22 protein-coding genes are annotated in these 25,575 nt (G+C 58.9%); 7 read left to right on the top strand and 15 right to left on the bottom strand.

Translation table 11 applies throughout. The features are described from left to right. Positions 1 to 209: 209 nt before the first annotated feature. Positions 210 to 1,124, top strand: a complete 915-nt coding sequence (locus tag O3675_RS05985; protein WP_049352917.1) for a shikimate dehydrogenase — start codon at positions 210 to 212, stop codon at positions 1,122 to 1,124. 84 nt (positions 1,125 to 1,208) lie between these two features. Here the strand turns inward: O3675_RS05985 and O3675_RS05980 are convergent, their stop codons facing one another. The 6 genes from O3675_RS05980 to O3675_RS05955 form a co-directional block, all read right to left on the bottom strand. Beyond that, positions 1,209 to 2,501 (bottom strand): MFS transporter, encoded by a 1,293-nt coding sequence (locus O3675_RS05980; protein WP_049350236.1) that lies wholly within the window; start codon positions 2,499 to 2,501, stop codon positions 1,209 to 1,211. Between the two features lie 247 nt (positions 2,502 to 2,748). Then, positions 2,749 to 3,951 (bottom strand): hypothetical protein, encoded by a 1,203-nt coding sequence (locus O3675_RS05975; RefSeq protein ID WP_371571515.1) that lies wholly within the window; start codon positions 3,949 to 3,951, stop codon positions 2,749 to 2,751. Positions 3,952 to 4,103: 152 nt separating this feature from the next. Then, positions 4,104 to 4,979 carry a glycosyltransferase gene (locus O3675_RS05970; protein WP_005504190.1) on the bottom strand — a complete coding sequence of 292 codons (876 nt, stop codon included), beginning with the start codon at positions 4,977 to 4,979 and terminating at the stop codon, positions 4,104 to 4,106. Between the two features lie 47 nt (positions 4,980 to 5,026). Next, positions 5,027 to 5,404 carry a DUF2304 domain-containing protein gene (locus tag O3675_RS05965; protein WP_303936635.1) on the bottom strand — a complete coding sequence of 126 codons (378 nt, stop codon included), beginning with the start codon at positions 5,402 to 5,404 and terminating at the stop codon, positions 5,027 to 5,029. A 2-nt stretch (positions 5,405 to 5,406) separates the two neighbouring features. After that, a complete protein-coding gene (locus O3675_RS05960) occupies positions 5,407 to 6,150 on the bottom strand; it encodes a glycosyltransferase family 2 protein (RefSeq protein WP_005504187.1) in 744 nt (247 codons plus the stop codon). Between the two features lie 183 nt (positions 6,151 to 6,333). Next, positions 6,334 to 8,355 carry a DUF6541 family protein gene (locus tag O3675_RS05955; protein WP_371571512.1) on the bottom strand — a complete coding sequence of 674 codons (2,022 nt, stop codon included), beginning with the start codon at positions 8,353 to 8,355 and terminating at the stop codon, positions 6,334 to 6,336. 394 nt (positions 8,356 to 8,749) lie between these two features. On the opposite strand from O3675_RS05955, the gene O3675_RS05950 reads away from it, so the two are divergent. The 3 genes from O3675_RS05950 to O3675_RS05940 all read left to right on the top strand — a co-directional run bounded on the left by O3675_RS05950 (position 8,750) and on the right by O3675_RS05940 (position 12,178). Beyond that, positions 8,750 to 9,292, top strand: a complete 543-nt coding sequence (locus O3675_RS05950; RefSeq protein WP_005507981.1) for a flavin reductase family protein — start codon at positions 8,750 to 8,752, stop codon at positions 9,290 to 9,292. A gap of 131 nt (positions 9,293 to 9,423) precedes the next feature. Beyond that, a complete protein-coding gene (gene argE, locus O3675_RS05945; protein WP_303939930.1) occupies positions 9,424 to 10,653 on the top strand; it encodes an acetylornithine deacetylase in 1,230 nt (409 codons plus the stop codon). Positions 10,654 to 11,170: 517 nt separating this feature from the next. Next, positions 11,171 to 12,178 (top strand): MIP/aquaporin family protein, encoded by a 1,008-nt coding sequence (locus O3675_RS05940; RefSeq protein ID WP_005504178.1) that lies wholly within the window; start codon positions 11,171 to 11,173, stop codon positions 12,176 to 12,178. A 205-nt stretch (positions 12,179 to 12,383) separates the two neighbouring features. On the opposite strand, the gene O3675_RS05935 is transcribed toward O3675_RS05940, so the two are convergent. From O3675_RS05935 to O3675_RS05895, 9 genes are all read right to left on the bottom strand, one after another. Further along, positions 12,384 to 12,878: a HEPN domain-containing protein gene (locus O3675_RS05935; RefSeq protein WP_371571509.1), complete on the bottom strand. Its 495-nt coding sequence runs from the start codon at positions 12,876 to 12,878 to the stop codon at positions 12,384 to 12,386. Continuing rightward, positions 12,859 to 13,404 carry an ArsR family transcriptional regulator gene (locus O3675_RS05930; RefSeq protein WP_049352282.1) on the bottom strand — a complete coding sequence of 182 codons (546 nt, stop codon included), beginning with the start codon at positions 13,402 to 13,404 and terminating at the stop codon, positions 12,859 to 12,861. Before O3675_RS05930 ends, O3675_RS05935 begins: the two co-directional genes overlap by 20 nt. A gap of 113 nt (positions 13,405 to 13,517) precedes the next feature. After that, entirely contained in the window at positions 13,518 to 14,159 is a 642-nt protein-coding gene (locus O3675_RS05925; protein ID WP_005507984.1) for a VanZ family protein, read from the bottom strand. Positions 14,160 to 14,382: 223 nt separating this feature from the next. Then, positions 14,383 to 14,835 carry a CrcB family protein gene (locus tag O3675_RS05920; protein WP_005504159.1) on the bottom strand — a complete coding sequence of 151 codons (453 nt, stop codon included), beginning with the start codon at positions 14,833 to 14,835 and terminating at the stop codon, positions 14,383 to 14,385. Continuing rightward, on the bottom strand, positions 14,835 to 15,239 hold the full coding sequence (locus O3675_RS05915; RefSeq protein ID WP_371571507.1) for a CrcB family protein: 405 nt from the start codon (positions 15,237 to 15,239) through the stop codon (positions 14,835 to 14,837). Before O3675_RS05915 ends, O3675_RS05920 begins: the two co-directional genes overlap by 1 nt. A gap of 124 nt (positions 15,240 to 15,363) precedes the next feature. Further along, complete coding sequence (locus O3675_RS05910; RefSeq protein ID WP_371571505.1) at positions 15,364 to 18,177, bottom strand: MMPL family transporter; 2,814 nt, start codon at positions 18,175 to 18,177, stop codon at positions 15,364 to 15,366. A gap of 182 nt (positions 18,178 to 18,359) precedes the next feature. Next, positions 18,360 to 19,061, bottom strand: a complete 702-nt coding sequence (locus tag O3675_RS05905) for a TetR/AcrR family transcriptional regulator (protein WP_005504153.1) — start codon at positions 19,059 to 19,061, stop codon at positions 18,360 to 18,362. A 279-nt stretch (positions 19,062 to 19,340) separates the two neighbouring features. Continuing rightward, a complete protein-coding gene (locus tag O3675_RS05900) occupies positions 19,341 to 21,005 on the bottom strand; it encodes a sensor histidine kinase (RefSeq protein WP_371571503.1) in 1,665 nt (554 codons plus the stop codon). 93 nt (positions 21,006 to 21,098) lie between these two features. Beyond that, positions 21,099 to 21,842 carry a response regulator transcription factor gene (locus tag O3675_RS05895; RefSeq protein ID WP_005507990.1) on the bottom strand — a complete coding sequence of 248 codons (744 nt, stop codon included), beginning with the start codon at positions 21,840 to 21,842 and terminating at the stop codon, positions 21,099 to 21,101. A gap of 259 nt (positions 21,843 to 22,101) precedes the next feature. On the opposite strand from O3675_RS05895, the gene O3675_RS05890 reads away from it, so the two are divergent. The 3 genes from O3675_RS05890 to O3675_RS05880 all read left to right on the top strand — a co-directional run bounded on the left by O3675_RS05890 (position 22,102) and on the right by O3675_RS05880 (position 25,571). Continuing rightward, a complete protein-coding gene (locus O3675_RS05890) occupies positions 22,102 to 22,971 on the top strand; it encodes a PRD domain-containing protein (RefSeq protein WP_294455835.1) in 870 nt (289 codons plus the stop codon). 753 nt (positions 22,972 to 23,724) lie between these two features. Further along, positions 23,725 to 24,705, top strand: coding sequence for a mannose/fructose/sorbose PTS transporter subunit IIA (locus O3675_RS05885; protein WP_049326832.1), 981 nt, complete (start codon positions 23,725 to 23,727; stop codon positions 24,703 to 24,705). Next, complete coding sequence (locus O3675_RS05880) at positions 24,702 to 25,571, top strand: PTS mannose/fructose/sorbose transporter subunit IIC (RefSeq protein ID WP_049326833.1); 870 nt, start codon at positions 24,702 to 24,704, stop codon at positions 25,569 to 25,571. The genes O3675_RS05885 and O3675_RS05880 overlap by 4 nt, the downstream gene beginning before the upstream one ends. Positions 25,572 to 25,575 lie beyond the last annotated feature (4 nt).

The following is a 25,575-nucleotide window of genomic DNA, read 5'->3' as shown; positions in this document are numbered from 1 at the left end:
TTCACTGTGACGGTGTCTGTGTGGTCTCATGTGCGCGCCGTGGCGCGCGAGCACTTATACCAAGCTTATACCTTCGAGGTGTTTCTGTCAGACATATCGCTCTTGTGAGCGTAGAAATTATTTTTATCTTCTTCCCAAATCCAGCACGCATTTGGTACGGGTTCAAGAAAGTAGGTGCATCTTGAGGGATGGACACGTACAGTGAAACTATGAGTTTGCGTACTGAATCTTTCCTGGTGGGTCTCATTGGTGACGGCATCACCTCCTCCCTGACCCCTCCCATGCATGAGGCGGAGGCGGACGCGCACGGGGTGCGCTACCTGTACCGCCCTGTCGACCTGGACGCCCTGAACCTGGATGGCGCCTCCGCACCGGCGCTTCTGGATGCTGCGGCACTGCTCGGCTTTAACGCTTTCAATATCACGCACCCGTGCAAGCAGTCGGTCATGGAGCACCTGCACGAGCTTTCGGATGCGGCACGCGCCCTGGGTGCGGTCAATTGCGTGGTGATTGGTGAGGACGGCAGCTTCTACGGCGATAACACGGACTACTCCGGGTTCATTGCGGGATTGAAGCGCGGCCTGCCACAGGTGGCGGAGAATCCGGCGCGCCTGGAGCACGTGGTGCAGCTGGGCGCTGGCGGTGCCGGTAGCGCCACGGCATACGCCCTGTGCCGCCTGGGGGTGCGCCACCTGAGTCTCTTTGAGCGTGACGCGGCGAAGGCGCAGGGGCTTGCGGAGCAGCTGGGTGGGCTCTTCCCGCAGACCCGGATCGAGGTGCTGAGCGATGACGAGCGCCTCATTGAAGCTCTACTGGAAGCTCAGGGTTTGGTGAACGCGACCCCGGTGGGTATGCACGTGCATCCGGGTATGCCGTTGAGCGAGTCGGCATTGAGCGCCGGGGTGTTGCGCGAGGGCCTGTGGGTTGCGGATGTCATCTACCTGCCGCAACAGACGCAGCTGGTGCGCGCGGCGCGTGCCGCCGGATGCGAGGTGCTGACGGGCGGCTACATGGCGGTGGGTCAGGCGGTGGATGCGTTCCGTCTCTTCACTGGGTTGGAACCGAACGCTGAGCGTATGGCGGCGCATTTTGAGGCGCTGATTGCGGCTCAGCAGGGGGCTTAGAAGGTTAAACATACAGGTGGGGTTGGATAGCTAGCTATCCAATCCCACCTTTATTTATTCTATATTCGGAATATATTCTGTGGGCTATGCATCCAGCTCAGCCAGGGACTTCTTGTACCCTTCACGAGCCGTCAGCGCGCCCAACGCCACGAGCACACACATGGCGACCGTGAACACGGCGGGCAGCACCGCGTTATGCAGGTCGGCACCGGCGAGGCTCGTCGCCACGGCGGGCGCCACGCCTCCAGAAATTGCGAAGCCAATCTGGGTACCCAGCGCCAGGCCGGTCACGCGCACGCGGGTCGGGAACATCTCCGCATAGAAGGCGGGCCACACGCCGTTCGCCATGGAGTACAGCGCGCCGTGCATGAGCACGCCGTAGGCGAAGATACCCACCCAGTTACCCTCGGTAATCGCGCCGAGGTACGGGAACATCACCAGGGACGAAGCAACCGCACCGGTAATGAACACGGGCTTACGACCGATCCGGTCGGCAAGCATGGCGGCGAGCGGAATCGCAATCAGGCCGAGAGTGTTGGAGGCGACCGGCACCAGCAGCATAGTGCTGCGATCAAGACCGTAACCCTTGGTGGCGAAGGAAAGCGCGAAGGTCGTGAAGACCATGTTCACGGTGTTGACCATGGCGCATACGGCAATGGTGAGCACGGCGCGCTTGTGGTGCTTGAAGACCAGCATGAGCGGGGATTCGGTGAGCTTTTCGCGCTGCAGGTATGCGGGCGGTTCGGAGAGCGTGCGGCGAATCAGCCAGGCGGTCACCACCACGAAGGCGGAGAGCCAGAAGGGTACGCGCCAGCCCCAGCTGAGCAGGTGCTCGTCCGGCAGGGCGGCGAAGGGAATGAACACGGCGGTTGCCAGCAGCGAGCCGAACTGGGTACCCTGCAGGGTCCAGCTGGTCGTGAAGGCGCGCTGATGCTCGTTGGCGTGCTCCAGGGAGATGGAAATGGAGCTTGCCTGCTCACCGGCGGCGGAGAGGCCCTGAATCATGCGGCAGATGACCAGCAGGGTGGGAGCGAGGATACCCGCCTCGCTGTAGGTCGGCAGGCAACCGATTGCGAAGGTGGCAAAGCCCATCAGGAAGAGCGTGAGCATCAGAACGAATCGGCGGCCGTAGCGGTCACCGAGGGGTCCAACAATCATGGCGCCGAAGGGGCGCACAACGTAGGCGACACCCACAACCACCATGGACTTGAGGATGCCGATGGCGGCGGTGTCTTCGGGGAAGAAGATGCGGTTGAGCACGATTGCCGCGGCGGTGCCGTAGACGGCGAAGTCGTAGTATTCGAGGGCGGAGCCTATCCAGCTGGCGAGGGCGGCTCGTCGTGGTGATCGGGCGGGCGCGTCGGTGCGTCGGCTCATGGGTGGCTCCTTCGGTGATATACCCGTTGGGAGGGGCGGGGCCGCGGTGTAGGCGGCCCGTGCGGTTTGTCAATGTGCCCTTCCAGTGTAGGGAGCGCACCGCCTGTTTTCCATAGGGTTACCTAAGTTCCCAAGGTTTGAAGTAGTAATAGCGGCGGACACCTCCAGCCCCAGCCAGTTCATGAGCAATAAAAAATGAGGGGTTGGGCATAACTATTCGTTTGCTCAACCCCTCATCATTTATTTATTAAATATTCTCCAGCTCAGCGTTGCCGCTATTCGACGCAGAACGCGCCTGCCACACCATCGCACCCAAATGTACTAGCAGGCCAAGAATCGGCCCCACATACAGGGCAAGAAGAGTGCGAGTCAGAAGAGGCAACGGCGACACCGCCACCACACAAGCAACTACAGCCGCCAGCACCCAACCAGCCACATACGACCGGTGCATATTCAACGCAATCACCAGCGACCCCGACAACACCAGAAGCGCCAGGAAAGCAGAAGCAAACACCAAAAGCGCAAGCACCGGAGAAGTCACCACCTGAGCGTACGCTCCAACCTCTGAAGGCTTCGGCGGGTAAAGCAGACCAAACAGCCACGGGCCCAGCACATAAGCCGCCGCAGCGCCCACAAGACCCACGCCCAACAGCGCACCAGCAGGCTTCGCAAAAGCACGCAACGGATGGTTCTGTTGCTTCAAGAAAGCAGACACCGCCACGCCCTGAAAAGCCTGCAAAGGAATCATAATCGGCGAGCGCGTAATCGAAATCGCCAGAATCAGAACCGCCAAAATAACCTGCTGTAGCGGGTCGTTTGAATCGATGCTAACGTTCAGCAGAAGCGGCAAGCCCATCATAAGAACCGCGTTAGCAGTCGACGACCCCATCGACAGCGTGTAGTTATACAGCAGACGGCCCGAGGAAACATCCGCACGAGAGCTAAAAACTCGCCGAGCCTCTGGAAGCAGAAGCACCATCAGCAGCCACAGAAGTACCGGAGAAACCGCTGCGGCTTCAAGACCGATTAGATGTGCAGAGACCAGACCGACCGCACAGATAGCTACGATACGCCAAATAGCGTCGAATCCCGACACACTCGCGAAGAGGTACCAGCTTTCCTGGCCAGCAGACGCACCATAGAGAGTCATGTGCATGGCGTAGAGGGCCACACCGGCACTCAGGAGCAGCACACCGCTAAACCCGCTCAAAGGAATCTGGGCAGGAGCCCACAGAGGACTCGTCACTAAGGTCAGCCCGCCCACAATAAGACCCACCAGAGCACCCACGGGTGCAATACGTGCACCAGTTTTACCGTCTCGGCGTGCGGTGCCCACAGCGCGGGTAGCTTCCTGCTGGATACCTACCACCACACCGTAGAGGGCAAAAAGAAGCGACCAGAAGAGAAGGAACTCCGTCAAGCTTTCGCCCTCCAGAAACCGTTTCACCACAACGGTAATTCCTAGAGAAGATAGTGCAGCTAAACCGGACGATCCCAAAATTGCCATCGAATGACCACGAGTCATTTTCTTCGGCTGGGACTCTGCCGATGATTCCACGCTATCTCCGTTCTCTACTGGTCGCACCTATAGAATTGAAGTCTTTACTTTACGACGTGCTCGGCAAGGTTCTTAACACCCTGCCACTTCTTCGCCAGAGCCGCCTTCGGTAGCAGAGTCAGCGCGTGAGCACGCGAAGAGAAGCGAATACGAGCCACACGAGCAGCCTTCGTCCAACCCAGGGCAGTCATCTCTTCAACCATGGTGTTGTAGTAGCGGCGCTCCTCCTCAAAGCGGGTACCCTCCAGGGCACGCCAAGACGAGTCAGAACCACCGTGACGGCGATACATGAACGCAACCTGCGGGTCGTAGTACAGGGAGCCGCCGCGCATCGTAATGTCGAGGATCAGCGCCATGTCCTGAATAACGTTCAGGCCCTCACGGAAACCGGTGCCCACGATAGCGTCCTTACGCCAACCCAGGGACGGGAAGTAGAACCACGCGCCGCGCAGCAGGGAGGTAGCCAGCTCTTCACCCTGCAGAACAGCCTCACCCTTGGGACGGTAGAACGCCTTAGTCTGCTCCACCAGAGTGTTCGACAGGCCGTTGTTCTCATCAATCACGACCACGCCGGGCTGGAAAATGGACGCCTCGGGGTGCTTAGCCGCCGCATCCACGAGCCACTGCACATAGTTGGGGAGCATGACGTCGTCAGCACCCATGACGGTGACCAGCTCGTTCTCCACGAAGGTCAGGCACTTGCGGTAGTTCGCGTTCGCACCCAGGTTGGTTTCATTACGCATGTAGGTGATGCGCTCGTCCTGCAGTGACTCGAACCAGCCGGGAATCGAGTCGTCCGGGTAGCCGTCATCAACAACAATCAGGCGCCAGTCCGGGTTGGTCTGACCGACCACAGACAGCACAGCCTGCTTCATCATGGCGACGTCGCCGTAGTAGGGGAACAGAATATCAACGGTCATGAGGTATTACTCCAACTCACAAAATGGAAAGTCTCGACAGTAAAGCTTTAAGAATCCTGCTGGTTACGCTTCTTCGCACCGGAGGCGCCTCCCGGCTGCTCCTGAAGTGCCTTCAAAATGGCGACTTCCTCAGCCAGGATGCGGGTCTTCTCCGACAGGCGCGACAGCTCCAGGGTCAGGTGAATACTCACACCCATCAGCAGCAGAATCGACAGGAGGAACAGCAAGTTCACCGGCAAGGCGACGCCCACAAAGTCCGCCACACCGTTAAGAAGATTCGGGAAAGCACCCAGCACAATGATAATGGCACCAATAATCAGCCACAGGGCGGCGTACCGCTCCTTCATGCGCTGGTGACGCACCTGAATAATCACAAAAGTGCAGACCAGAATGGCAAGAATCAAGAAGAAAACACTGGCGCTCACGGCTACTTCTCCTCGGGGCGGCGGCTCACCGAAATGCCGTAGGCAAACAGTGAACGAACCAGATAGACAGCAGACTTCAGTGGACCGGAGGAGGGGGTACCTCCCTGACGTTCACGCATATGCACCGGCACCTGACGCACCTTCAAGCCATTGTTAATGGCCATGGCGGTGATGTCGATCGTGTCGCCCAGGTATTCGGCGGGCAGGTTACGGCAGTAGAAGTCGATACCGCGGCGGTTAGCAATCTTAAAACCACTCGTCACATCCGTGAATGGGGTACCCGCCGCGCGGGTAAACAGGAACGACAGCAGGCCCATCGCCCACTTGCGCGGACCGGACACCTCATAGTCCGCCGCACCATCGGCAAAGCGGGAACCGATTACGATGTCGTAATCCTCCACCGCCTTAATGAGCGAGGGGATGCTCTCGGGGTGGTGCTGGCCGTCTGAATCCACCTGCATGGCGTAGTCGTAGCCCATGCGCTGCGCGTACTTGTAGCCGGTGCGCATAGCGGCACCCACGCCCATGTTGTAGGGCAGGTCAATCACAAAAGCGCCTGCCTCACGAGCTACAGCGGAGGTGTTGTCGGTGGAACCGTCATTGACCACCACCAGATCCACGTAGGGCACCGTCTCCTGCAGCTCTGCGATGGTGGCGGGTAGTGCCTCTTCCTCGTTCCAGGCGGGCATAATCACCAGCGTACGAGGATACGTGCGGGGGGTAAGAGGCGATGTGGGAGAACCCATAGGGCAGCTACCCCTCCTAACGAATGTGTCTTACCGTGCGTGTGAAAGCCGGTATGCCCTAGTGGACATACCGGCTTTCATCATATCAGTGGTTCCGCACCATCTCAGATTCGGCGACAGATTGTAGACTGCACCACTTATTCTCTGAGATGCATACACCCTCGCAGGTGTGCTGGCACACCGTTAGTTATCGCAGGCACTAATGCGGTACAGAGTCATCGGACCCGAGGAATAGACCGGGGTCAGAACGTCCGTATCAATAGCAGCCACCATGCCGTCATAGTTCTTCTGCTGAGCAGGGCCGAAATTACCCTGGTTCTCCAGGTGAACATACCAGTGAGCCTTGTACTGGTTCACCTCGCGGCAAACTTCCGGGTTCGTGCGGGCATCCTTCAAATCGTTCAGGATCGCCGCGTACTTCGGGGAAGTCTGGAATTCGAAGTGGTAGCTGGTCAGGTGACGGTCAGCCAGCGCATAAATGTAGGCGCTACCGTCCCAGGGGTTGTTCACAATGACGTCGTCCTTGGGCACAATCTTCGGGATCTCGTTAATGACGTTCATCTCATCCTGATTTAGGATGTCGGAGGTCGGGGTCACCTTGTACCTCTCCGCCACCTGCAAGGTTGCGTCATGCATCGCGGGAGTACGGGAGGACAGGCCCGCAACCGCAAGCACCAGCACCATGGAGGCGCCCATCATTGCCGGGGCGACCTTCGCGTGCTTCTCACGCGGAATAGCGTGCATGATGCGCACGAAGATGCCCTCCACGGCGCCACCCAGGCCAATACCGGCAAGAAGCACTGCAGGGAACACCACCAGAGCCGCCAGGCGGAAGTGGTCGGTGTACCAGGGAGCAACCATCAGCAGGCGGAAGTCACCGCGCGGCACCGAAGCCGCAATAATCCACATGTAGCCGACCAGCATCCAGCTACCAATCAGCCACAGGTTACGGCGCTTGTACAGCAGGTAGCCAACACCCCACAGCGCCAAGAAACCCAGCAGATATGCGGGAGCAAAATTACCACCCAGCGGGTTTGCGTTCTCCAGGCCCAGGAACAGGAACTGGTAGACCGCCTCGCCTTCGCTCATGATGGCGGTCCACAGGTCGCTGGCTTCCTCGCTCGGGCGCAACGACAACCAGATAGTGACACATCCGGCGATGAGCGCCACCAGCACGCCGGTACCCACCAGACGCTCACGCGTGGACGCGCCGCGGGTACGCAGCACCTGCACCACACCACCCAGGAGCATGGGCACCGCAAACACTGCGGCAGAAACCACCGCGTTCGGATGCACCAGAGCCAAACCGCCCAGGCCCACCAGAATCGTCAGCGACAGGGACAGCACGAAGGAGTACTCGCGGCGCGCCATGAGCTGAATCATGTGTAGCAGTAGCGCCACGAACGCAGGCAGCAGGGCGTAACCCAGAAGGTTCGGGAACAGCACACCCCAGAACAGCAGCAGGCCGGGGAACGCAAAGAAACCGCAGGTCAGAGCCGGGATGGCGAGCGCCTGCAGGGGGCGCAGGTGCGGAATGCTCAAGCACATTGCCACCAGGGAGCAGGGCCAGATAATGCCTGCCGCCAGCAGAATCATGACGATAGTTGCCGTAGCGATGCTCGTGCCGGTCGTGCTGTAAATCAGGTACACGAAATCGTGCCAGCCGGCAGGATAAAAAGTAGGTTCTTGATTCGCGGCGGCAACTGCGCCCAGAGTCAGGCTGGAGGCGTCACCGTGCTCCTGAATCCAGCGGATCGCGTTCATATGGAATGAGTTATCGAGGGTCTGCGAGAACGCCTCGGGCCCAAAGACCATATGCTGGGTTGCGTGCAGGGTCAAGAAACCACCCAGCACCGCACCAATAACGGGCCATGCGAGGGGCACGGTGTTACCCGCCCAGTTCTCTGCAGACTCGCTGGAGGCATCGGGTACGGCGGAGGGCCAGCGGCGACCCACCAGGTGCATCACACCCGCGGCGGCAGCCACCATCACGGCAGCGACCGGCACAAAAGAAATCAGGCTCCACGCGATGCCGGTCTTACCCAGCACAATCGCAGAGACAGCCACCAGGGCAAAAGTCAGCAGCGGCGCATAAAAAACGCGCAAACGTGCAGGAACACGCAACGCCCAGCCCATCGCATAGCCGGGACCGAAAGCCAACACGACCGCAAAAAGTAGCAGCGGAATAGTTGCCAACCAGCTCATTAACCCTCTTCTCCCCACAGTTCACGCACCGAAAAACCCCTTAAATACGGGGCGCGGCGCGCTTTCGAGTACCTAGCAAGGATACCCCAGAGGCTTCTTTAACCCGGCGAAACCCCGCGGAAGAGAGAGGGACAGCACCCGCAACCTGCTACTCAGACCCCGAAGCGGGACAATCGGCGGAGTGCATCTTCGAAGCTCCCAAAAGACGAAGATTATGACGTAATATTTCACGCTCAATGTCACGAAAGGGTCACCTAAGAAACATAGGGCAATAAATAAGGTGTTCACCACCCTTTAGCTTTACCCTGAAACATATCTCCCCTTAACAAAGGGTCGCCCAACGCATACACATCTGGACGAACCCTAAACGCAGCCGCAGAAGAAAGGGTCGATTATGACCGAAACCATTGCAGCACAGGCACCCATCGCCGACACCTCCGAGCAGTTCAAGCTCGCCTTCGGCCACCAGCCCGCCGGCGTCGCCATCATCACCGCAACCGATGAAAATGGCGAACCCGCAGGTTTCACCGCCTCCTCGCTGACCTCCGTCGCCGCAGAACCGCCCATCATCGCCTTCTCCCTCAAGGCAAACAGCGGCTCCGCAGCAAAGATTGCGGCTGCGTCCTCCTTCCTCGTGCACATGCTCGATGCTGAGAATGTGACCCTCGCGAAGAACTTCGCAACCCACGACTACCCCCGCTTCGCAGACACCAGCACCTGGGAATTCGTCTCCACCGGCGAACCCCTCGTCCACGGTGTAGGCCGCGTACTGCGCGCAACCCCGCTCAGCCGCGTTGAGGCTGGCCCCGCAATCGTCTTCACCGCGCAGGTTGAAGAGTTCATCCGCAACGACTGCGAAGGCACCCCGCTGGTCTACCACTCGCGCAACTTCCACGCGCTGGGCGACCACTCGAACGTGAACAACTACAGCATCTAACCCCGCGCAGGGGTCACGGGGCGGTATTCGACGACCATGAGGCGACGAATACCGCCCCGCGGCGTACCCTGAACATAACAGCGCACGCAGCACATGACAGCGCACAGCATTACATTGCAGAAGGAATAGTTATGACGGCTCAAACCACCCAGCCCGCATCCCTCCCCTGGCTCGAAAAGCTCATCGCGATTCCCACCATCTCCGGAACCTCCAACCTGGAACTCATTGAGCTCATCGAAGCCGAATTTGCCCGCTACGGCTACAGTGGCGTGCGCACCTACAACGAGGACCGCACCCGCGCCAACCTGCTGGTCACCATCCCTGCCGCTGACGGCACTACCCGCGGCGGCGTTATCCTCTCCGGTCACACGGACGTCGTACCCGTCGCCGGACAGGACTGGGACGCCGACCCCTTCACCCTGCGTGTGGAGGGTACCCGCGCCTACGGTCGCGGCGTGTGCGACATGAAGGGATTCCTCGCCGTGGCGCTTTGGCTGTTGCCGCGCGTGGCTGAGGCGAAGCTGCGCACTCCCCTGCACTTCGCGTTCTCCTACGATGAGGAAATCGGTTGCATTGGTGCACCCTCCCTTATCGAGGAGTTCGTGGCTCGCGACCTCGCCCCCGACTACGCGATTGTTGGTGAGCCCTCCAGCATGCGCATTATCGACGCGCACAAGGGCGCACACCGCGGCCGCGTCACCTTCACCGGCGTGCCCAAGCACGGCTCCCTCGCCACCCATGGCGTGAACGCGGTTGCCGCAGCAGGCGAGTTCATCACCTTCTTCACCGACATAGCGGACCAGTGGGAAGAAGAAGGCCCGTTCGACGAGTCGTTCATCATTCCCCACTCCACCGGCAGCGTGAACCTGGCAACCGGCGGCCTGCAGTACAACATCGTCGCTGAGCAGGCGGTCGTAGAGTACGATGTGCGCACCCTGCCGCAGGTGACCACCGAATCCTTCGTGGAGCGCATTGACCGCGAACTTTCGGAGGTCATCCTGCCCGACCTGCAGGCGCGCGCCGCACGCGCCGAAAAGCTGACCGGTGCAGAGCCCGGTAGCCTCACCTCCCGCGTGGGTGTGAAGCACGAACTGCTCGCAGCCGTGCCGGGCCTGGGTACCGAGGACGACGCACCCATCGTGCACCTCGCCCACGAGTGGCTGGGCACCAATGACGCACCACAGAAGGTCACCTATGGCACCGAGGCGGGCCAGTTCCAGCGCGCCGGCGTGCAGAGCATCATTTGCGGTCCCGGCGATATTGCCCAGGCGCACTCCCCGAACGAGTGGATTGAGCTGGAGCAGCTGAGCGAATGCGAGCGCTTCTTCGAGGCGATTCTCGACTGGGCGAGCGCCAAGTAGAAGCCGTGTAGCGGCCATGTAACAACCGTGTAGCGGCGTAACAGCCAGTCCACCGCGGTTCGCAAGAGCCGCAGTTAGAGCCGCATAAAAATTACAGAAACTGCCCGGGTACCCCGTGAGGTGCCCGGGCATTTTTATGCTGATGGCAAGTGGTGTGGGCGGGTGCTGATGGCGGGGGTGAGTGTTGGTTTGATCGCGGGTTTATTCGTGAGTTTCTCCATGGGTTCAACCGCGAGTTTATGGAATGAGTCCAAGGTATGGACTATGACCGATTTTCCCCTCATTCGCCACATTTATTTTTAAACGAAAAACCCGAAAAACCGCTTATGTCTAAGGGTGAAATAACACCAAAGTATTGCCCTTCTAGGGCATTCAGGGTTCCATAGATGCCAAAGGTTTAAACACGCCACTCGGGCGGCATAACCCCACACAAAACCACACCTCCCTCACGCTCGGCACTGCGCACCCGACCGAATCCCGGTTTACCACCCGCAGTTCACTACCTGAAGGACACCCCGTGTACACCATCAGCCCCTACCTCGCCGAATTCCTCGGCACGCTCATCATGTGCACCATCGGCTGCGGCGTCATCGCCAACGTCGAACTTCGCCGATCCAAAGGCCACGGCGACAACTTCTTCACCATCGCCTTCGGCTGGGGTTTCGCCGTCACCTTCGGCGTCTACGCCTCCCACGCCTACTCCGGCGGCCACCTCAACCCCGCCGTGTCTATCGGCCTGGCAGCGTTCGGCGAGTTCTCCTGGGAGAAGGTCCCCGGCTACATCATCGCCCAGGTACTCGGCGCAATGGTCGGCGCCGGACTGGTCTACCTCAACTACCTGCCGCACTGGAAAGCAACCGCCGACAAGAAGATTAAGCTCGGCGTTTTCGGCACCGTCCCCGCTATTCACAACTACTTCACCAACGCCCTCTCCGAAATGATCGGCACGTTCATGCTGGTCTTCTCGGCACTGTACACCGGCGTAAACTTCAAGCCGTCCATCAGCGGCGGTGTGGAACTCTCCCTCAACCTCAACGACGTGCTCAAGCCCCTCGCCTTCGGCTTCATGGTCACCGTACTCGTCATCGGTCTGGGCGGTCAGACCGGCTACGCTCTGAACCCCGCCCGTGACTTCGGTCCGCGCCTCATGCACGCCCTGCTGCCCATCCACGATAAGGGCACTTCACGCTGGTTCTACGCGTGGGTTCCGATCTGCGGCCCGATTGCCGGCGGTTTCATGGGTGGCGCGTTCTTCAAGCTCTACTACGAGGGTCAGGTCAGCCCGTGGCTGTTCGTCTCTAGCGCTCTGGCGATTGCGGTTCTGCTCTTCGCGTGGTGGGCTAATAGCCATCTGTACCGCGCACCCAGTGCCGAGGTCATCCCCGAGTTTGAGGACACCCACGCTACCGCGGCGGCACGCGCGGCAACCTACACGCCGACCGGTTCCATGCCGATCCTGCTGCCCGAAGAGGTCAAGGGCAACCGCAGCACCCGCGTCGTGAACCGGCTGACCGAGGACGAGTAGTCTTCCCGCCCGAGAACTTCCCTGTCTAGGGTTTCATCGAGCCGGGTTTATCTGAATAGATTGATCCGGCAAGGTTTCATCTAAAAACAGCGAACCCCTCATTTTCATAACCTGCACAATATCGGTCAGGTTATGAAAATGAGGGGTTCGTTGCGTCTACCTCACGGAGGGAGGTTCATTCAGGGGTGCCGAAAAGAAATACAGTCTAGAAAGGTCCTAGCTTAGGAATAAAAAGAGTCATCTCCTGAACGATATACTCTGCATCTTCCAAAGCCGCTTCAGCTTCCTCCACAGCTATAGGCTCATAATCCAGACCGGGGTACTCAACCTCATGACGAGTTCGACGCAAGCGAGAATACAGCTTACCCACCGCATCATGAGGGCCTCGCTGAGCACGCAAGGCATCACCCACCACGATATGACCTCCCCGAGTAGTCGGACGCAGACCCTGCACCGCCAAGGCGGCAGTCATCGCTAGTCTCGAAGCATCATAGAGGAGCGTATAGGCACCTTCCGAATCATCAACTACCAGACGATGCGCCGTCTTTAGATGCCGGCGAGCACGCAACAACAGGCCTTGAGCATGCTCACGATTTACAACGACCCGCTCCAGCTCGCCAGATTCAATCAGCTCAAGAATGCGTTCCCGGCCTACAGTCCAGGGACCCGGGGTTGGGGCATTAGGCTTCAGCGTGGACATCGTTTACCTCCAGCTGCCCAAAGAGAACCTCCATAGGACGCGACCGCACAGTCTGCACGAAGCCGTCCTGCGAGTTCCAAGCCTCAGGAGATAGCCGCTTCACGTTTACCTCATAGCCAAGCTTCTGCTCAGCATCATCGATAGCCTCATACAGCTTCTGCCGTGAAGGGGAGCCCACAACCAGCACATCAATATCATTCGGCACGTGCCCCGCCACCCCAGAACGACGGCTAGCCCACGAACCATAAATAGCAGCACCCTCAATATTGGAAACGCCCTGCAAAGTATCCCGGAGCACCGGAACGGGGCCATACGTTACCAGAATCAACTGACGCATCGCCTGGCCCACCGGATTATCAACCTTGGCTTGCACCATACGGGTCCTACCAACATTCTGGACAGCCACCAAACCGGACTGTTCCAGACGATTCACCTCTCGGGAAACAGTCGGCAACGATGCACGTGTCGCATCAGCAATCTGTGACACCGTGTATTGCTGCTCAGGGTGAGAGAACAGCAATGCCATCACTTCACCCTGCAGGTCACTACGCAAGATGGGAAGGAGGCTAGGAGCAGACGTTTTCATAACATGAATTATATCAATCATGTTATGAAAACATCTGCTAATTTGGAGGGGTACTAGGCCGCGGCGGTAGCCATTGCCAGCGCCCGGTCATGCTTAGCCGCGCGGCGCTTCTGAATCGCGCGCACCACCCAGATGCAGACCGCACCCAGGACCGCGCCAGCAGTATTATTCACAATGTCATCCACATCAAAGGTGCGGTAGGTGAAGCCCGCCAGACCCCAGTTGCCGGTCAGCTGGCTCAACTCAATGAAGCTCGACAGCGCGAAGCCACTCAGCGCCGTGGCGCGCAGACCCCAGCGCAGGCAGCCCGCAGTAAAGAAGCCCAAGGGGATGAACATGGCGACATTGAAGAAAAGCTGCGCATACACGGTCGTTGCGAAGCGGCGCAGACCCATACCGGCAGTCAAATCCCATGCCTGCTGCCAGCTCCAGCCCACGTAGAAACGCGGGTAGTACAGCTCGGGGTTCGTGACGCTATTGGAAGAGCCAATCGGGGTCAGCGTCAGAGAAAGAATAGAAGCAAGGAACAGTGCAAAGGACGCAGTCAACAAGTACTGGCGGATGCTGTGCGCTCGACCGGTCTTCTTGGCGCGCAGGCGCATACCAATGAACCCGATGATAGAGAGTGCGACAGTAAGCGCCGCAATCTCGATGGCGAAGGTGCCAATCATGTGTTTACTGAGCAGTTCCTGCATGCTGTGTGTTCCTTAGGTCGTGAGAGTGAGTTATATGAACTCCACCTGCATATATGCCTGTTCTAACATATATTCTTGGTGGTATATAGCGGGTTACCGTTCATACCCGCCGCATATCGTTCACCACCAGTGTAAAAGACCGCTCTATGGCTCGCCCTAGGCGAAACTGTGAAAAAGCTGTACACACCCACACACACCATGAGAACCACCACAGCTGGCGCGGTCAGTACAGAACATCCGGCGGGAACACCGGCGCAATATACCGACCAAACAGCAACACAAACAGCAACGCACCCGCCAGAGCTGCCACCATCGCACCCACAACCTGCACCAGCCACAGCATCAGGAACTTCACCATCTTGCCCTCAGAGCGGGCGGTCAGCGCCTCCACCATGGCGGTTGAGAACGTCGTAAACCCACCCAGCAGACCGGTCGTAATCACCGTGCACCAGAACGCCACCTGATCCGTGGCGTTATAGTGCACCCCCAGCGCGCGAGGATTAGACACCGGCATAATCAGCAGGCCGTACAGGAACGAGCCCACCAGGTTAATCACGAACACCGGGCTAATAATCGACGACTCCGTACGCAGGCGAGGCGACATCGCCTTATCCAAGAAGAAGCGGGTCATCGCGCCCAAACCGCCGCACAGGAAAACCATCAGAGCGAAAAACATTAGCGGCCCCCCTCAACATCAGGAGCGGGCACCAAGCGGGACGCTACAAAACGGCCCGTCAGCATGCCCGCCGCGGCGGCAACCAAACCACCCACCAGCAGCACCGCCACCGCCAGCATCATGTACGTGTAGTTGATGGTGTACGGCAGAAAAATCGTCTGCGCCAAAACCGCCGCAATCGACGAATACGTCGTATAGCCGCCCATCATGCCGGCACCAAAAAGCAGACGGAACGAATGAATCCGCTCCTCACCGTCACGGCGCGCGTAGGCGTTCCACACCATCGTCAGCAGGCCCAGCGTAAACGAACCCAGCAGGTTCGCCACCAGCACGCCGCCGGGAGTGTACACGCGGCACAGCGCACCCGTACCGCCTCCCAAAAAGACAAGAAAAGGGGCAGGCACACGGCTCAGAACGCCTCCTATCCGCTGTCGGATACTCGCGCGGTTCCTCATCGCCCTGCACCTGCCCTTTCGTCTCGTATTAGTCTTCAGAGTGCGCCGTAGCGCACAAACGCACACTAATACTTTACTCTGACCCGAGCTTGCTACCCGAGTCGGCGGCAGCAGACTCACGCTCGTGCTGAATATTCTCGCTCATCTTCTCACTCAGCGCGGCGCCCTCAACATCCATATTCGGAGTGAGGTGATCCAGCCACTTCGGCATCCACCACGCCTTATCACCCAGCAGAGCCATAATCGCCGGGATCAGCGTCATGCGCACAATGAACGCATCCACAAGCACACCAAACGCCAAACCAAAGCCCATCGGGCGGATCATCGTCGAATCAGCAAAGATGAAGCCACCAAACACCGAAATCATGATGATCGCGGCAGCCACCACCACACGCACCGCGTGGTTGTAACCGCTCACAATGGCGGTCGCCGCATCCTTGCCGTGCACGTACGCTTCACGCATGCCGGTCACCAGGAACATCTGGTAATCCATGGCAAGGCCGAAAAGAATACCGATGAGCAGGGTCGGCAGGAAGGACAGCACCGGACCCGGGTGGTCCACGCCAAAGAGGGAGCTCATGAAGCCCAACTGGTAAATCGACACCACGGCACCGAAGCTCGCCAGCACCGAGAAGAGGAAGCCGACCGAAGCAACCAGCGGAACCATAATCGAACGGAACACCAGGATCAGCACCAGGAAGGACAGGCCCATCACCACGCCCAGGTACAGGGGTAGCTTCTGCGCGAGCACCTCGGAGACGTCAATATTGCCGCTGGTCTGACCCGCAATGCCGAGAGACACCTCAGAGCCCTGAACCGGAACGGTCACGGCTCGCAGCTCGTGGACGAGCTCTTCAGTCTCCACGGAGCTTGCACTGTGGGCAGGAATCACCTGGAAAATCATGAGGGTACGGTCATCGGTCATACCGCCGGGAACCACAGCCTGCACATTCGCGCCACCGCGTTCCTTGACCGCAGAGGCGATATCAATCTGCGCCTGCTGAGCCTGCTCCTCGCTCATGTTCGCAGGCGTGTGCGCGACCGCGACCAGCGGGGCGCTCATACCCTCACCGAACTTGTCCTTGACCAGCGCATACGATTTGTACGCGGCGCTACCGGAGGGGTAGTTCGAAGCGTCCGGCAGGCCCAGGCGCATCTGAGACATGGGGGCGGCAACCGCCAGCAGCGCCAGCGTACCGGCCACCAGAGTCAGTAGCGGACGCGCCAGCACGAGGCGCAACCAGCCGTTCGGCTTCTCGGTGCGTTCGGCATCCTGTGCGCGGCGTTCCGCAATCTTCTGCGGGGTATCAATGGAAGCCCACAGCTTCTTCGACATGATCTTGGTACCCGCCAGGGACAGCACCGCCGGGGTGAGAGTCACCGCAATCAGGGCGGCAACAACCACGCAGAACGCGGCGGCATTACCCATCACGCCCAGGAAGGGAATACCGGTCACGTTCAGCGCAACCAGCGCAATAATCACGGTACTCGCCGCAAAAATCACCGCATTACCGCTCGTACCGTTCGCCAGAGCAATCGCCTGGACCTTCGGCATGCCGTCCAGCAGGTTCGTGCGATAACGGTTCAGAATGAACAGCGAATAGTCGATACCGACCGCCAGACCAAGCATCAGGCCCAGGGTGTAGGCGGTGGAGCTCATCTGAACAACGGAGGACAGGGAGAGCGTGCCGAGCACACCCACCACCACGCCCACCAGGGACATGAGAATCGGCAGGCCGGCAGCCACGAGGGTGCCGAGCATAACCATGAGCACGATGAAGGCGATGACCATACCCGCCACCTCACCGGTGTGTGAGCCGCCACCAAGCGCGGATTCGCTCAGGTTCACGTCGAACTGTACGGTCGCCCCGTGCAGGTTCGCCGACTCAATGTCGGACATGACCTTCTGCAACTCGGCGGACGGCACCTCGTAAATCTTCTTCTTAAACGAGACAGTCGCAATCGCCGTGGACTGATCCTCAGAGACCATACGGTAGCCGGAGGTAAAGTCGTAGAGCTTCTGCTGACGCTCCAACTGCTCACGCTGTGCCGGCAGGTCGTTTTCGGTCTTCTGAAGCTGGTTGCGCTGCTCGTCCAGCTTCTTCTTACCCTCAGCCAGCTCATCCTTCTTGGAGGCGATTTCTGCGCGACCCGCGTCAACCTGCTTCTGGCTCTCGGTCAGGGTATCGCGCTGCTGATTGAGTGCGTTCTGTTGCTCGGTCAGCTGCGCCTGCTGGGCGTTGAGCTGCTCCATCATGGCGGCGGGTGAGCCTGCCGCCTCCGCCTGGGCGTAGCCGTCCTTCAGCTGCGCCTGTGCGTCGTCCAGTTGCTTCTGCGCGGAGGCGAGCTGCTCCTGACCTGCACTAATCTGTGCCTGCGAGTCGTCGAGCTTCTTCTCGTTGTCGGCAATCTGCTTCCTGCCGTCCTCAAGCTGCGAGGTGGCGGCATTCAGCTGCTTTTTGCCGTCCTCGATCTGGGAGGGGGCGGCGTCAATCTTGGCGTGCGCCTCGTCGAGCTGGGTTTTCGCTTCTGCAAGCTTGGAGGTGGTGGTGAACGGGTCGGTGACCGCATCCACGGAGGGCACCTCACTGGGCAGCGCGCTCAGTGCGGCGGAGAATGCCTGCTTCTGCTCTTCGGTGAGGGCGGTGCCGTCACCGGTGGTGAGAATGATCTGGCCGGAGCCGCGGTTGGCACTGGGGAAGCGTTGGGCGAGCTCGTCGGAGAGCTGCTGGGTCTGCGTTCCGGGCATGGTGAAGGTGTTGCTGAGCTTGCCGTGGAACGCGGTGTAGGCACCCGCTACACCGGCAACGATGAGTACCCAGGTGAGGATGACAGCCCATGCGCGGCGGGCGGCAGCTTCACCGATGCGGTAGAGCCATGTAGCCATGATTCAGTCCTTTGAAATTGAGTGAGTGAAGAGTTTGGGTGGTGGGTGCGTGTGAATACGGCGTGTGGTTTGCCCTGTACGGCGAACGCTGTGTCCTGTTTTTAGACAAAAAATACCCCGCCCCGGGCACCTGCAGATGAAGTGCCCGAAGCGAGAGTGTTTGAGCGTTGACGCTATGGGGCTTAGCTTGCGAATTCGCCCTGGACCAGACGACCCAGGTAGTCGAGTGCTTCGAGGACACACTGGCGCATCGCTTCAATGGCGAGTGCTTCGGGGTGGGTGCCCTCGGGGGCTTCTGCTGCAACCTTGACCGTCATTTCTTCGGCGCGGGTGAGGTAGTAGTAGACGCCTTCACCGATGGTTTCGGCGAGGTTGGAGGCGAAGACTGCCACGCGCAGGTAGGGCAGGTCGGGGTATGCCGCGAGGTACCGCTCGAGGAAGATGTCGTAGGTGCGCTCGAGGATGACGTGCGAGTATTCTTCGAACTTCGCGGGGCTGTCCATTTCGAGGGCGTAGAGCAGGTGCGCGAAGGGTGCGATGTACTCTTCGAGGGTGTTGCTCTTGAAGACCTTGCGGGCGATGGAGAGCATTTCGGCTTCCATGCTTGCGTTTTCACCGGAGACGGTGAAGTCGCATTCTTCGAAGATGCGGTTGAAGTACTGGTTCATGCGGGTGACCAGTACGTCGTCTACGGAGGCGAAGTGGTTGAAGATGGTGCGGCGGGAGACGCCTGCGCGTTCTGCGAGTGCTTCTGCGTTGAGGGCGCCGTAGCCGCCCTCGAGGATGAGGGATTCTGCTGCCTCAACGATTGCGATGCGGTTCTCTGCCTTGCGAGCGGAGCGCTTGTCCGTGATGTTTGCGGGAGATTCAACAAGATTAGCCATGTTTTTTACAATACGCGCATTGTTTCACTGGGGGTAACTATTTGGGGGTTAGATTCACCACATATTTGCACTCTGGGTAATAAACTTGAAGTGCAGATTTAACGTTTACTCAACAAGTAATTTAGCGTTTTAGCATGTCAAGGCGCTATAAACCCTCAAAAACGCCGCAGGGGAGCAGAGTGCGCACACAACATACCCCACCCCCTCAAGCAGCCATTCACAGAATAGACACGCGCAACTCAGGCAGTAGACCAAGCACTGAACTAGGCGACAACTGAACTAGGCGACAGGCTGAAGACGGGCATCCAGCGGCAAGCGCACCGTAAAGACCGTATGCCCAGGCTGGCTCTGCACCTGAATCGAACCGCCGTGCGCCTGCACAATCGCCTGCACAATCGCCAGACCCAGACCGGTCGTTCCATCCGAACCGGAACGTGCCTTATCGGCACGGGTGAAGCGGTCAAAAATCTTCGGCAAGAAGTCCGGGGTAATACCCGGGCCGTTATCGGTCACGGTCACCACAGCTTCACGGCGTGCAGCATCCACCGACAGGCCCGCGGTCACGCGTGTACCCTCGTCCGTGTGCTTGCGAGCGTTCGAGAGCAAGTTCAGAATCACGCGCTGAATCTGGGAGCGATCGGCAACAACCTCAACCGGCTCGTCGGGCAGGTTCAGGTGCCATTCGTGGGTGCGCACTGCCGCCTGCATGTCGGAGGTGCATTCAAGCACCAGCTCGGTCAGGTCAACCTGCTCCAGCTTGGGTTCGCGCCCCTCGTCCAGTCGAGCAAGGGTCAGCAGATCCTCCACGAGGCGGGACATACGTTCGGTCTGCGAGTCGATACGCGCCAGGGAGGACTGGCCGGATTCGCTGAGCGGCTCGGTCCAGCGGAGCATATCGGAGTACCCCTTAATGGCGGCAAGGGGCGTGCGCAGCTCGTGGGAGGCGTCCGCAATAAAGGCGCGAATCTGATGTTCGGTGCGTTCGCGCACCTCCAGAGCAGAGTTCACGTTATCGAGCAGCTGATTGAGGGCGTAGCCTACGGCACCCACTTCGGTGCGCGGGTCGGAATCTTTCGGATCCACGCGCACCGCCGAGGAGATGGTGTGCTCTTCCAGGTCCAGGTGCGCCACATCGGTTGCCACCGCGGAGACTCGCTCCAGGGGCTTCATGGTGCCGCGAATAATGTAGGAGCCCGCCACGCCAGCACCAACCATGACGGCGATGGAACCGAGGGCTACAACAATCACGAAGATGGTGAGGGTCTGCTGTATGTTGGCGAGCGGAATACCGACCACCTGGGCATCGGCATCGCTATTAGCCTTCGGGGTGATTTTCACGAGGTACAGACCGGATTCCAGCTTGACCTCTCGGACTTCTTCTTTGGTGGCATTCAGCGCCATGGTTCCGAGGGTTACCTGGTCGTTGGCGGAGAGGGCTTGTACGGTGCCGTCCTTGGTGAGTTTGCTGGCGATTTCTACGGCACCTTCGGATTCCACGCAGGTGATGATAGTTCCGGACGCCTGACCGGGCGCAAAGAGGGATTTACTGCTCTGCAGGTCACTGCAGTCCACTTCTTCTCGCTTGCCGTCTCGGGAGGTCGGTTGCACTACGCGGTGGCTGGTTTCTTTGAGGTCGCTTTGCGCCTGCTGGTAGAGGGAGTTCTGCAGGGTCACGTAGGTGGACAGGCCGATGATGAGGCAGGCAATGCCGAGGGCTGCCACGAGGATGGCGATAAGGCGCGAACGCAGGTGAGGTACGTACCCGAGTTCTTCGGGGGATGCCTCGGGATTCCTCATGCTCTTCCAGGCGGCGCGTAGGCGCACGAAGAAGTTCCCCGGCGAGCGCGTGGCACCGTCTCGTGCGGGGGTACCCACGCGCAGGGGGCGGGTTGCTTCGTTATCCGGGGAGGCGGGGTCACCGGGTGAGTAGGAGCCCACGAGCATCCTTTCTTTCCATATTCGAAATACGGAATATAACTGATATGGCGCGGTATAACCGGGTGTTATACCGCGCCATATGAAGAGCAGAGAATAAATTTAGACAGCGGGACGCAGCACGTAACCGGCACCGCGCACGGTGTGAATCATCGGTTCGCGACCCACGTCAATCTTCTTACGCAGATAGGAGATGTACAGCTCCACAATATTTGCCTGACCACCGAAATCGTAGTTCCAGACATTATCAAGAATCTGACTCTTGGAGACCACGCGCTTCGCGTTCTCCATGAGGTAGCGCAGCAGGTCGAACTGGGTTGCGGTGAGGTTAATCTGCTCGCCACCGCGGGTCACCTCGCGGGTGTCCTGGTTCAGTACCAGGTCGCCGACGACCAGCTCAGCGTCGTCTATGGCGGCAACACCGGAGCGCTGCACCAGGCGGTGCAGACGAATCATGACTTCTTCCATAGAGAAGGGCTTGGTCACGTAGTCATCCGCACCTGCAGCAAGGCCTTCGATACGGTTATCGACCGAATCCTTAGCGGTCAGGAAAAGGCAGGGAACTTCGGGGTAAAACTTGCGGATACGGGAGAGCAGCTCCAGGCCGTCAAAGCCGGGCATCATAATGTCCAGAACGAGCACGTCGGGGCGCCAATCGCGGGCAATCGCGAGCGCGGAGGGGCCGTCACCGGCGGACTGCACCTCCCAGCCGATCATTTTCAGACCCATGCTGACGAGTTCCTTGAGCATCTCCTCATCGTCAACGACGAGGGCGCGGATGGGGCTACCGTCCGGGTGTTCGAGGGCGGGAAGGTTCTTTGCGATTTCGGTTGCTTTGCTGCTCATGTGATTAAGAGTATCGCGATTTAGGGTTCACGGCGGGGCGGGAGCCGGTTTTCAGCCGCAAACTTATGGAATGCTTGCCTGCATCACAGCTGGGGCACAGTTTCGCGCCGCCCATTATCCCAACCACGCGCGTTAACCCTTCAATACGGGTTCAATCTTTCGGTAAAATTTGTAGTAGCTTAGGTGATACTCAATCGCCTTTTATCGTTTCAGTGTGCCACCCCGACACAGGCGCCCCGACACCCGCAGAGGAGGACACATGCGCATTAGCCGTATTTATAACAACAATGTTGTCCTCACTGTGGATCATTACGGCAAGGAGTCCGTGATGATTGGTCGCGGCATTGCCTTTGGTAAGCGTAAGGGCCAGCTGATTGACCCGTCTGCAGTGGAGCAGACGTTTGTGCCTGAGAAGGGTATGTCGGGTGAGCGCCTGAGCATGACTCTTTCTGAGATCCCGGCGGAGATTCTGTCGATTGCCACACTTTTGGAGTCGAAGGTGCGCGCCGAGGGTGCGCTGGAGCTGTCGAACTCGTTTATTCTTCCGCTGGCTGATCACCTGCACTATGCGGTGGTTCGTGCGCGTGACGGGGTGCGGGTGCAGTATCCGCTCGCCCCAGAGGTGACTGTTCTCTACCCGCGCGAGGTGGAGTACGGCCGCACGGTTTTGGAAATGGTTCGCGAGCGCCTGCAGGTTGAACTGGACCCGAATGAGGCTATTCCTTTGGCGTTGCACCTGGTCAACGCGCAATTTGCGACGGCGGATATGTCTCAGGCATTCCGCATGACTGAGGTTTTCGCGCAGGTTTTTGAAATTATTGAGGCAAGCTACGAGCGGAAGATCGACCCGGACTCAATGAGTGCGGCACGTTTTGTGACGCATCTGAGGTACCTGTTTGTGCGGGCGAGCCGCGCCTCCGCGAATCGCACGGAGGATATTGATGAGGTGTCGCAGCCGAGTTTGTTGGCGGCTCTTCGTGCGGATGTACCGCGCGCCTACGCGTGTGCGCAGAAGGTTTTGTTGGTGCTGCAGATGCAGCTGAAGCAGAGCCTGACTCGTGATGAGTTGACGTATTTGACGATTCATATTGCGCGTCTGGCGCGGGATATGTGGGGCATTAACGCGTAGCGGATGTTCGATAGAAAGCGACCGGGAGGGTTCTCGGTCGCTTTTTCTATACCCCAGATTTTTTCTACACCTCGGCTTTTTCTACGCCACGAAATCTATACCCCGGGATTCCGGTGAGGGGTTCGGGTGGTGGAATCTGGGAGTGAGGATTCTAGAGGGGTGCTGCCGGGCGGAACGTGGCCGTTAAAGGTGGGTTGCTATTTATACATACAACCTGTCACTAAATTGTCGTTTTCCTGGGTTTTTCTTCGCGCGTTAGCGCGTCGATTTAAATTTTGAAATGACGGTTTATAACGGCGTATTCCAGAAATACCATTCTGTGGACAGACCGCAGGGAAATGTGGGTTTTTTATAAATCCCACATCTTTTGACTCGCATACCCATTTTTTGTTCGGTATTTTCTTTGTAAATTATTTTCTTGCACCATCGCAGTCAAAATATCCCGCAACAAGCACCTCGTCAGCCCGCGCATAAGATGCCGTCATTCCTGAAATTTCACAAAAATAACGCTTCACCCTCCACTTCGGCAACCATTCTTCGGTGTTCTGTTTAAATTTTTTACACCCTGGCAATAAATACGTGTTTTGACATCAAAAACCCATATTCCAACACTTGAAAAAATGTCACAAGAACCTAAAGTGTGCATGCTCAGAAAAAACCCACAAAACACAAAAATAACGTGTTACTATCTGAGAATTATGAGGCCCTTCACGGGGCCACTACACACCATGTCACGAACACGAGAGGACCACTATGGTCACTATCATTGTGGCGGCACACGGCGAGTCAGCTCCGGCTCTGCTGAAGACCGCCGGCATGATCCTCGGTAACTTCGAAAACGTCCACCCGGTCACGTTCCTGCCGGGTCAGGGCCCCGAAGATCTCGTCGAAGAGTACACCCGCATCGTTGAGGCATCTGAAGCAGAAGAAACCCTGCTGCTGGTCGACCTCTTCGGCGGTAGCCCCTACAACGCCGGTGCGCAGTTCGCAGCCACCCGCGAGGGCGTCGACGTCGTCTCCGGTGTCAACGTACCGATGCTTATTGAGGTCATCTCCGGCGCAGGCCGTAAGAACGCAACCCTCAAGTCCCTGGTCGCTAAGGCGCACAAGGCTGGCACTAAGGGTATTCGCTCCTTCCAGGAGGCGAACCAGCCCGCAGCCGCCAAGCCCGCCGAGGCGAAGCCCGCAGAGACCAAGGCGGTCGAGGTTCCGGCTGCTCAGCAGGTTCCCGGCGGCACCATGGACGCTATCTTCACCCGCATCGACTCCCGCCTGATTCACGGTCAGGTGGCAGGCACCTGGGTTCCGCATATCGCACCGCAGACCTTCATCGCGGCATCCGATAATGCGGCACACGATCAGCTGCGCAAGTCCCTGCTGCTGCAGGTCGCGCCAACCAGCGTGAAGACCAACGTCCTGGACATCGCCAAGGCGGGCCGCGTGTACAACAACCCCAAGTACACCGGCATGAAGACCATGTTCGTCGTAGAATCCCCCGTTGACGTGGTGCGGCTGCTCGACGAAGGCGTCAAGATCAACGAAGTGAACGTTGGTGGCGTCACCTTCAAGACCGGCATGGTTCAGCTCTCGGACGCAGTGTACGCCTCCGAGGAGCACCTGGAAGCCTACCGCGAACTCATTAAGCGCGGTGTGAAGCTGACGGTGCAGCAACTGCCCAACCACTCCCCGGTTGATTTGGAAAAGATCCTCAAGCAGAAAGGCCTGGACGCATGAGCGCCCTGACGTTTATTCTCGTTGTTCTCGTGGCGTTCATTGCGGGCGTCGCATCCGTGGTGGACGAGCGTCAGTTCCACCGCCCCCTGGTCGCTTGTACCCTGATGGGTTTTGCGCTGGGTGACCCGACTACCGGCATTATGCTCGGTGGCGCACTGGAGCTCATCGCACTGGGCTGGATGAACGTCGGTGCGGCTATGGCTCCCGACTCGGCCCTGGCATCCACCATCTCCGCTGTTGTTGTGATTCAGGGTCACCAGGACATCACCACCGGTATTGCTATTGCTGTGCCGCTGGCTGCGGCAGGTCAGGTTCTGACCATTTTCGTTCGTACCATTACGGTGTTCTTCCAGCATCAGGCTGATAATTTCGCGAAGACCGCTAACTTCCGCGGTATTGAGCTGATGCACATCAGCGGTATGGCTCTGCAGGGTCTGCGTGTTGCTATCCCGACCGCTATTGTGGCCCTGATTAGCTCCGAAGAGCTGACCCGCCTGCTGAACATGATTCCCACCGAGGTGACCGTTGGTCTGCGTATCGCCGGTGGCATGATCACCGTGGTCGGTTTCGCGATGGTCATCAACATGATGCGTTCGAAGGCTCTCATGCCCTTCTTCTTCCTCGGCTTCATTGCCGCCGCCGCTATCCCGGCAACCCAGTCGATTTCGATTGCTGGCACCGAAGGCGCGAAGGACCTCGTCGCAACCCTGTCCGGTCAGGCACAGTTCAACCTGGTTGCTATCGGTATTGTGGGCGCTTGCCTGGGTCTGCTGTACACCCAGCTGAACCCGCTCTTCCATAAGAGCGAGGCACCCGCCGTAGCACCGGCAGCCGCAGCAAACGACCTCGATAACGAGCTCGAGTAAGGAG

The organism is Rothia sp. 27098_8_27 (genome assembly GCF_041432805.1).
GTDB classification, from domain to species: Bacteria; Actinomycetota; Actinomycetes; order Actinomycetales; family Micrococcaceae; genus Rothia; species Rothia mucilaginosa.
Note: the sequence above shows the minus strand (reverse complement) of the source record. Positions and strands in the feature narration are given on the sequence as shown.

What these genes read in the sequence shown, in the direction of transcription:
- argE (WP_303939930.1), top strand. Translation starts at nt 9,424, where the DNA reads ATGACGGCTCAAACCACCCAGCCCGCATCCCTCCCCTGGCTCGAAAAG.
- O3675_RS05960 (WP_005504187.1), bottom strand. Translation starts at nt 6,150, where the DNA reads ATGGGTTCTCCCACATCGCCTCTTACCCCCCGCACGTATCCTCGTACG.
- O3675_RS05985 (WP_049352917.1), top strand. Translation starts at nt 210, where the DNA reads ATGAGTTTGCGTACTGAATCTTTCCTGGTGGGTCTCATTGGTGACGGC.
- O3675_RS05935 (WP_371571509.1), bottom strand. Translation starts at nt 12,878, where the DNA reads ATGTCCACGCTGAAGCCTAATGCCCCAACCCCGGGTCCCTGGACTGTA.
- O3675_RS05910 (WP_371571505.1), bottom strand. Translation starts at nt 18,177, where the DNA reads ATGGCTACATGGCTCTACCGCATCGGTGAAGCTGCCGCCCGCCGCGCA.
- O3675_RS05905 (WP_005504153.1), bottom strand. Translation starts at nt 19,061, where the DNA reads ATGGCTAATCTTGTTGAATCTCCCGCAAACATCACGGACAAGCGCTCC.
- O3675_RS05895 (WP_005507990.1), bottom strand. Translation starts at nt 21,842, where the DNA reads ATGAGCAGCAAAGCAACCGAAATCGCAAAGAACCTTCCCGCCCTCGAA.
- O3675_RS05930 (WP_049352282.1), bottom strand. Translation starts at nt 13,404, where the DNA reads ATGGCATTGCTGTTCTCTCACCCTGAGCAGCAATACACGGTGTCACAG.
- O3675_RS05900 (WP_371571503.1), bottom strand. Translation starts at nt 21,005, where the DNA reads ATGCTCGTGGGCTCCTACTCACCCGGTGACCCCGCCTCCCCGGATAAC.
- O3675_RS05890 (WP_294455835.1), top strand. Translation starts at nt 22,102, where the DNA reads ATGCGCATTAGCCGTATTTATAACAACAATGTTGTCCTCACTGTGGAT.
- O3675_RS05980 (WP_049350236.1), bottom strand. Translation starts at nt 2,501, where the DNA reads ATGAGCCGACGCACCGACGCGCCCGCCCGATCACCACGACGAGCCGCC.
- O3675_RS05955 (WP_371571512.1), bottom strand. Translation starts at nt 8,355, where the DNA reads ATGAGCTGGTTGGCAACTATTCCGCTGCTACTTTTTGCGGTCGTGTTG.
- O3675_RS05880 (WP_049326833.1), top strand. Translation starts at nt 24,702, where the DNA reads ATGAGCGCCCTGACGTTTATTCTCGTTGTTCTCGTGGCGTTCATTGCG.
- O3675_RS05950 (WP_005507981.1), top strand. Translation starts at nt 8,750, where the DNA reads ATGACCGAAACCATTGCAGCACAGGCACCCATCGCCGACACCTCCGAG.
- O3675_RS05970 (WP_005504190.1), bottom strand. Translation starts at nt 4,979, where the DNA reads ATGACCGTTGATATTCTGTTCCCCTACTACGGCGACGTCGCCATGATG.
- O3675_RS05925 (WP_005507984.1), bottom strand. Translation starts at nt 14,159, where the DNA reads ATGCAGGAACTGCTCAGTAAACACATGATTGGCACCTTCGCCATCGAG.
- O3675_RS05885 (WP_049326832.1), top strand. Translation starts at nt 23,725, where the DNA reads ATGGTCACTATCATTGTGGCGGCACACGGCGAGTCAGCTCCGGCTCTG.
- O3675_RS05920 (WP_005504159.1), bottom strand. Translation starts at nt 14,835, where the DNA reads ATGTTTTTCGCTCTGATGGTTTTCCTGTGCGGCGGTTTGGGCGCGATG.